Source organism: Micromonospora sp. RTP1Z1 (assembly GCF_033804685.1).
Classification (GTDB): domain Bacteria; phylum Actinomycetota; class Actinomycetes; order Mycobacteriales; family Micromonosporaceae; genus Micromonospora.
The window spans coordinates 71,867-79,296 of sequence record NZ_JAPFQV010000025.1 but is presented as its reverse complement, the minus strand read 5'-3'; the positions used below and the strand labels follow the sequence as shown (position 1 = coordinate 79,296).

7 protein-coding genes are annotated in these 7,430 nt (G+C 72.5%); all 7 read left to right on the top strand.

All coding sequences use genetic code 11. The features are described 5' to 3' along the window. The first annotated feature begins 555 nt into the window (after positions 1–555). The 7 genes from SLP03_RS14995 to SLP03_RS14965 all read left to right on the top strand — a co-directional run bounded on the left by SLP03_RS14995 (position 556) and on the right by SLP03_RS14965 (position 7,352). Positions 556–1,173 carry a hypothetical protein gene (locus tag SLP03_RS14995; protein ID WP_319461205.1) on the top strand — a complete coding sequence of 206 codons (618 nt, stop codon included), beginning with the start codon at positions 556–558 and terminating at the stop codon, positions 1,171–1,173. A 151-nt stretch (positions 1,174–1,324) separates the two neighbouring features. Beyond that, entirely contained in the window at positions 1,325–1,786 is a 462-nt protein-coding gene (locus tag SLP03_RS14990; RefSeq protein ID WP_319461198.1) for a DUF948 domain-containing protein, read from the top strand. 31 nt (positions 1,787–1,817) lie between these two features. Then, positions 1,818–2,123: a DUF6167 family protein gene (locus SLP03_RS14985; RefSeq protein ID WP_319461197.1), complete on the top strand. Its 306-nt coding sequence runs from the start codon at positions 1,818–1,820 to the stop codon at positions 2,121–2,123. Further along, entirely contained in the window at positions 2,120–4,798 is a 2,679-nt protein-coding gene (alaS, locus tag SLP03_RS14980) for an alanine--tRNA ligase (protein WP_319461196.1), read from the top strand. The genes SLP03_RS14985 and alaS overlap by 4 nt, the downstream gene beginning before the upstream one ends. 69 nt (positions 4,799–4,867) lie before the next feature. Beyond that, on the top strand, positions 4,868–5,329 hold the full coding sequence (ruvX, locus tag SLP03_RS14975) for a Holliday junction resolvase RuvX (RefSeq protein ID WP_319461195.1): 462 nt from the start codon (positions 4,868–4,870) through the stop codon (positions 5,327–5,329). Further along, positions 5,329–6,546, top strand: coding sequence for an endolytic transglycosylase MltG (gene mltG, locus SLP03_RS14970; RefSeq protein ID WP_413644526.1), 1,218 nt, complete (start codon positions 5,329–5,331; stop codon positions 6,544–6,546). Before ruvX ends, mltG begins: the two co-directional genes overlap by 1 nt. After that, positions 6,543–7,352 carry a shikimate dehydrogenase gene (locus tag SLP03_RS14965; RefSeq protein ID WP_319461193.1) on the top strand — a complete coding sequence of 270 codons (810 nt, stop codon included), beginning with the start codon at positions 6,543–6,545 and terminating at the stop codon, positions 7,350–7,352. Before mltG ends, SLP03_RS14965 begins: the two co-directional genes overlap by 4 nt. Positions 7,353–7,430: the final 78 nt, after the last annotated feature.

Below are 7,430 nucleotides of genomic sequence, written 5' to 3'. Positions count from 1 at the left end.
GCCCCGACCGGCCGGCCGGGTGCGCCGACCGTCGACGGCGTCCACTCCGGCCCGGTCGCCCCCGGTCGGTCCACGCCGTCCCCGGCTGCCGCTGACGGCCGCCCGACCGGGCCGGCCCGCGGCGCGGCCCGGCCGGGCGTCGCGCCCGACGGTCCCGTCGCAACTAGGCCGCCCGCGGACCGACTCGGCCCCCAGCCCGGCGGCGTCGAGCCCGGTCCCCGGACGGCGGGCGGGCAGCCGGCGGTAGCCCGGGCGGCCGCCCCCGTGGCCCGGCCCGACGAGCGGCCGACCGGCCGACCGACCCCGCCGCAGCGGGAGCCGGGCCGCCCGGAACCGCGCGGCACGGCGACCGTACCCGCGCCCGGGCGCCCCGGCGACGCGCCCGCGGTGGCGCGGGCCGCCGCGGTCGTACCGCAGCCGGAGCCGGTCGGTCCGCGACCGCGACCGGCGGACCCGGCCGGACCGGCACTGCGGCGGGCCGGGTCGGAGCCGGCGCCGGACGACCGGACGGCGGCCGGTGGCCTGCGCGGCGCCCGGTCCGAGCTGCGCCGGCAGATGCGCGAGCGGAGCCGGCTGCGGCTGGGCATCCTCGCGCTGGTCAGCCTGGTGCTGCTCGGCGCGGTGCCGCTCTACTTCGGTCTCCGGACGATCAGCCGGGACCCGGTCTTCGACTCCCTCGACGCGCTCGCCCTGCCGAGCTGGGCCACGGTGAAGACCGTCGACAACGTCAGTGGCAGCCGCTGGTGCCTGCAGGACTGCCGGCTCCGGGAGCGCACGGTGGAGTCGCAGCGAGCGCCGAAGGAGACCACCCAGGCCTACGCGCAGGCGCTGACCCGGGACGGCTGGCAGCGGTGGAAGGTCAGCCGCTGCCCGGAGCAGCCGGCCAAGGGCAGCTACACCTGCTGGCGCCGGGACGAACTCACCCTCGACCTCTGGGTGCGCGAGCCCACCTGCGCCCTGCCGCCGGTCAACGGGCAACCGGCGCCGTCTCCGGCGCCCTCGCCCGCAGCGGGGAAGTGCGCCGGCTCGTTGGTGTCGGTGAAGGTGCGCAACGCGATCGACGACGAGCGGACCCGACCACAGCCGAGCACCGACCCGTCACTCACCGGTGAGGATCCGTACCCGACGCTCACCGACGATCCACTGGGCGAGCAGACACGCTCACCGTCCTGAGCCGCTTTCCATCACGGACGGTAGGGTCTGGGGCTGGCGGGCCCGCCCGCGTCCGTCGACCGGTGGTGGGTCGGCACGGGGCGAGTGGGCGGACGGTCGCGCGTTCCGGGACGTCGGTTCCCGGAACGCCTGCTTGAGGAGGAACATGCGCGTGGATGGTGGACAGATCGCTGCGCTGATCGCGGCCGGCGCGTTCCTGATGCTGGTGCTCGTGCTGGCGGTGCCGATCCTGCGGCTGCGGCACACCGTGGACGCGACGACCCGCATGATCAACGACCTGAACGAGCGCACCACGCCGCTGCTCGGCGACGTCAACACGACCGTGAAGAACGTCAACGTCGCCCTGGAGCAGGTGCAGACCTCCCTCGACGGGGTCAACCTCCAGCTCGCCAAGGTGGACACCATGACCACCCACGCGCAGAACGTCACCGCCAACGTGGCGAACCTGGCCACCGTGGTCTCCGCCGCCGCGGCGAACCCCCTGGTGAAGGTGGCCGCGTTCGGCTACGGCGTACGCCGGGCGGCCTCGGCCCGCCGGCACGCGGAGACCGAGCGCGAGGTGCGCGACACCATCAAGCAGCAGCGCCAGGCCGCCAAGCGCGGCAACCGCTGACCCGGCCGGCGCCGACCAGGAGGATGAGAGCATGAGGCGGTTGTTCTGGCTGGGCATCGGGCTGGGCGTGGGCGTGCTGGTGGTGCGCAAGGCGACCCGCGCCGCGCAGGCGTACACGCCGGCCGGCATCGCCAGCGGCCTGTCGGAATCCGCTGGCGGCCTCGTCGAGTCGCTGCGTAGCTTCGTGGAGGACGTCCGGATCGGGATGGCCGAGCGCGAGCAGGAGATCCACGAGGCGTTCGCCCGCGGCGAGACGTTCGACGACCAGTACGCCGAGCTGCGGGAGGACCCGCACATCGGCGACCGAGAGATTTTCCCGGAGGAGCACCAGCGATGAAGACGGCGGAGATCAGGCGGCGGTACCTCGCGCACTTCGAGGCGAACGGCCATGCCGTGGTGCCGTCCGCTCCGCTGCCCGCCATCAGCGACCCGAACCTGCTGTTCGTCAACGCCGGCATGGTGCAGTTCGTCCCCTACTTCCTGGGCCAGCAGGCCCCGCCGTACCGCCGCGCGGCCAGCGTCCAGAAGTGCATCCGGACGCCGGACATCGACGAGGTCGGCAAGACCAGCCGGCACGGCACGTTCTTCCAGATGAACGGCAACTTCTCCTTCGGCGACTACTTCAAGGACGGGGCGATCCCGCTCGCCTGGGACCTGGTCACCAACCCGATCGAGGCGGGCGGCTTCGGGCTGGACCCGGAGCGGCTCTGGCCGACGGTCTACCTGGACGACGACGAGGCGTTCCAGATCTGGCGGTCGGTCGGGGTGCCCGCCGAGCGGATCGTCCGCCGGGGCAAGGCGGACAACTTCTGGTCGATGGGCATTCCCGGTCCCTGCGGCCCGTGCTCCGAGCTGTTCTACGACCGCGGCCCCGAGTACGGCCGCGAGGGTGGCCCGGCGGTCGACGAGGACCGCTACATGGAGTTCTGGAATCTCGTCTTCATGCAGTTCGAGCGGGGTCCGGGCACCTCCAAGGAGGACTACCCGATCCTCGGCGAGCTGCCGGCGAAGAACATCGACACCGGCATGGGCCTGGAGCGGATGGCCTCGATCCTGCAGGGCGTCGACAACCTCTACGAGATCGACGAGGTCCGGCCGATCCTGGACCGGGCCGCCGAGCTGACCGGCAAGCGGTACGGCGCGCACTCCGGCCACGTGGCCAGCGAGTCGCACCCGGACGACGTCCGGCTGCGGGTGATCGCCGACCACGTGCGTACCGCGCTGATGCTGATCGGCGACGGGGTGACCCCGTCCAACGAGGGCCGTGGCTACGTGCTGCGCCGGATCATGCGCCGGGCGATCCGCGCGGTCCGGCTCCTCGGCTTCCAGGACCGGGCGCTGCCCGAGCTGCTGCCGGTGGCCCGGGACTGCATGTCCCCCTCGTACCCGGAGCTGGCCGCCGAGTTCGGCCGGATCTCCCAGTACGCGTACGCCGAGGAGGAAGCGTTCCTCGCCACGCTGCGCGCGGGCACCACGATCCTGGACACCGCGATCGCGGAGACGAAGTCGGCGGGCAAGCCGGCCCTTTCCGGGGACAAGGCGTTCCAGCTGCACGACACGTACGGCTTCCCGATCGACCTCACCCTGGAGATCGCGGGCGAGCAGGGGCTCCAGGTCGACGCGGAGGGCTTCCGCCGGCTGATGGCCGACCAGCGGAACCGGGCGAAGGCGGACGCGCAGGCGCGCAAGACCGGGCACACCGACGTGTCGGCGTACCGGTCGGTGCGCGACGACGGCGGTCCGGTGGAGTTCACCGGCTACACCGAGCTGAACCGGGAGTCGCGGGTGCGGGCGCTGCTCGCCGGCGGCGCCGAGGTCGGCGCGGCGGTCGAGGGCGACACGATCGAGCTGGTGCTCGACACCACGCCGTTCTACGCGGAGGGTGGCGGTCAGCAGCCCGACCAGGGTCTGATCACGGTCGGCGGCGGCCAGCTCGAGGTCTTCGACGTGCAGCAGCCGGTGCCGGGGCTGATCGTGCACCGGGCCCGGGTAATCCGGGGTGAGGTGCGCGCCGGGGAGACCGGGTACGCCGAGATCGACGTGTCCCGGCGGCGGGCGATCTCCCGTTCGCACACCGCGACCCACCTGGTGCACCAGACGATGCGCAACTTCCTCGGCGAGTCGGCCACCCAGGCGGGTTCGCTGAACGCGCCGGGCCGGCTGCGGTTCGACTTCAACACCCCGACCGGGGTGGCGCCGAGCGTGCTGCATGACGTGGAGCAGCAGGTCAACGAGGTGCTGTTGGCCGACCTGGAGGTGAACGCGTTCATCACCACCCAGGAGGAGGCCCGCCGGATCGGCGCGATGGCGCTGTTCGGTGAGAAGTACGGCGAGCGGGTCCGGGTCGTCGAGGTCGGCGACTACGCCCGGGAGCTGTGCGGCGGCACGCACGTGGCCCGGTCGGCCCAGCTCGGCCTGGTGAAGATCCTCTCCGAGGCCTCCGTGGGCTCCGGCGTGCGCCGGATCGAGGCCCTCGTGGGGATGGACGCGTTCGGCTTCCTGGCCCGCGAGCACCTGCTGGTCTCCCGGCTGGCCGAGCTGTTCCGGGTCCCCGGCGACCAGGTCGCCGACCGGGTGGAGCAGACCGTCACCCAGTTGCGGGACGCGGAGAAGGAGCTGGAGAAGCTCCGCGCCCAGTTGGTCCTCGGCGGCGCGGCGGCGTTCGCGGCGCAGGCGAAGGACGTGCGGGGGGTCGCGTACGTCGGCACCGAGGCGCCCGAGGGGGCGGCCGGCAACGACGTGCGGACCCTGGCCCAGGAGATCCGCGGCCGGATCGACCCGGCCCGGCCGGCGGTGGTCGCCGTGGCGGCCCGGGCCAACGGAAAGTCGTCCCTGGTGGTGGCCGTGAACCAGGCCGCCCGGGGGCGGGGCCTGACCGCGAAGGATCTGGTCAAGGCGGCTTTCTCCGGTCGGGGTGGCGGCAGCGACGACCTCGCCCAGGGCGGTGGCCTGCCCGCGGCCGAGGCGCCGAACCTGCTGGCTACGGTGGAGAAGGCGATCGCCGACGCGTGATGGCGCACCGACTGCGGCCAGGGCGGATCATGCCGGTCCGCCCTGGCCCGTCACGGGAGGTGTCCGATAATGGCTGAGCTGTCCCGTGGGGTCCGGCTCGGGGTGGACGTCGGACAGGTCCGGGTCGGCGTTTCCCGCTCCGATCCGCACGGCATCCTGGCCACCCCGCTGGTCACCCTCGCCCGGGACCTGACCGCCGCCGACGACGCGGTGCCGGCCGAGATGGCGGCGCTGGTCGACCTCATCGCCGAATACGAGGCCGTCGAGGTCGTCATGGGCCTTCCGGTCAATCTTGCCGGCAAGCTCGGCCCGGCGGCGACGAACGTCTCGTCGTACGCTGCCCGTCTGGCCGATGTAATAGCGCCGGTTCCGGTGACGCTGACGGACGAGAGGATGTCGACCGTGGTGGCGAGTCGTAGGCTGGCCGAACGGGGCGTCCGGGGAAAGCGCCAACGGGCGGTGGTCGACCAGGCCGCCGCGGTGGAGATTCTGCAGAGCTGGCTGGACGCGCAGCGGAGGCGGACGCAATGATCGACGACGATCTTGACCTGGGGTTCGACGAGTCGGAGAGGGGGGAGAAGGGCCGGCACCGGCGCGGTGCGGTACGCAAGCGCAACGGCAAGTCGCGCGGCCGGGGCAAGACGATCTTCGCCCTGCTGATGGCGCTCGTGCTGCTCGGCGGTATCGGCGGCGGCGCGTACGTCGGCTTCGACCGGATCCGCAACCACTTCGTCACCCCGGACTACGACGGCCCCGGATCGGGCGAGGCGCTGGTCGCGGTGAAGGCCGGCGACACCCTCACCGACATCGGGGACTCCCTCTACGACGCGGGTGTGGTGAAGAGCACCAAGGCCTTCATCGAGGCCGCGGATGCCAACTCCCGTAGCAAGAACATTCAGGTCGGCCGGTACAAGGTCAGGAAGCAGATGAAGGCCGCCGACGTGGTGACCCTGCTGCTCGACCCGAAGAGCCGGGTGGTGAACGGGGTGACCATCCCCGAGGGCACGATCAGCCTGGCGATCTACGACATTCTCTCCAAGCAGACCAAGATCCCGGTCGCCGACTTCAAGGCTGCCGCGAAGGATCCGGTCAAGCTGGGGGTGCCGGCGTACTGGTTCAACCGGGGGGACGGCAAGAAGGGCGCGAAGAGCATCGAGGGCTTCCTCTTCCCGGCGACCTACGAGATCCCGCCGAAGGCCACCGCCGAGCAGATCCTCAAGATGATGGTGGACCAGTTCCTCACCGTCACCCAGCAGTTGAACTTCGTCGAGAAGGCGCAGCAGGAGCGGAAGATCTCCCCGTACGAGGCGCTGATCACCGCCTCCATCGCCCAGGCCGAGTCGGTCAACCACGTGGACTTCCCGAAGGTGTCCCGGGTCATCTACAACCGGGTCTACGCCGGCAAGATCGGCTGCAAGTGCCTCGGGATCGACAGCGCCATCAACTACTGGCTGCGGCTGCAGGGCAAGGACCCGAAGGACTCGGACGTCCTGAAGAACAGCGAGATCCACGACCTGAAGAACCCGTACAACACGCACGACGTGGCCGGACTGCCGGTCACGCCGATCAGCAACCCCGGCGAGGACGCGCTCAAGGGCGCGGTGAACCCGCCGGTGGGGGACTGGATCTACTTCATGACGGTGGACCAGAAGGGCACGATGGGCTACGGCTCAACCGATGCCGACTTCAGGAAGCTGCAGAAGCAGATGTGCGACAACGGCGTGCTGAGCGGGTCGAACTGCACGTGAGAGCCGCCGTCGTCGGCCGGCCGATTGCGCACTCGCTCTCCCCGGTCATCCATGAGGCGGGGTACGCGGCGGCCGGGCTGACCGGGTGGTCGTACACCCGGATCGAGTGCGGGGCCGAGGAGCTGCCCGGGCTGGTCGCCGGGCTGGGCCCGGAGTGGGCCGGGTTGTCGGTGACCATGCCCGGCAAGGAGGCGGCGCTCGCGCTGGCAGACGAGGTCTCGCCGGTCGCCGCCGCCGTCGGCGCCGCCAACACGCTGGTACGCCGCCCCGACGGCTCCTGGTACGCGGACAACACCGATGTCGCCGGCATGGTCGACGTGCTCAGCGCCGCCGGGGTGGCGACGGGCGCGACGGTCACCGTGCTGGGCGCGGGTGGCACCGCCCGCGCCGCTCTCGCGGCGGCCGCCCGGCTCGGCGCGGCCGAGGTGACCGTGGTGGCCCGCCGCCCGGAGGCCGTCCACGAGTTGCGCCCGGTGGCCCGCGTGGTGGGCGTGCCGCTGACCGGCGCGGCCTGGGACGGGGCGCCGAGCCACGCCCGGGCCGACGTGGTGATCTCCACCGTCCCCAAGGGCGTGGCCGACCCCCTCGCGGAGAACTTCGACTGGCGGCCAGGGACGGTCTTCTTCGACGCCCTCTACGACCCCTGGCCCACCCCGCTCGCCGCCGCCGCGCTGGCGGCCGGCTGCCGGGTGGCCTCCGGGCTGGACCTGCTGCTCGCCCAGGCGGTCGGCCAGTTCGAACAGTTCACCGGGGTCCCCGCGCCGGTCGACGCGATGCGTGCGGCGCTCACCGCGGCGCGCGCCTGACCCTCCGCCGGACGGGCGCGTCCGCAGGGCGGGACGCGGTGGGCGCGGCGTCGCGGCGGCCACCGGGCGTGACAGACT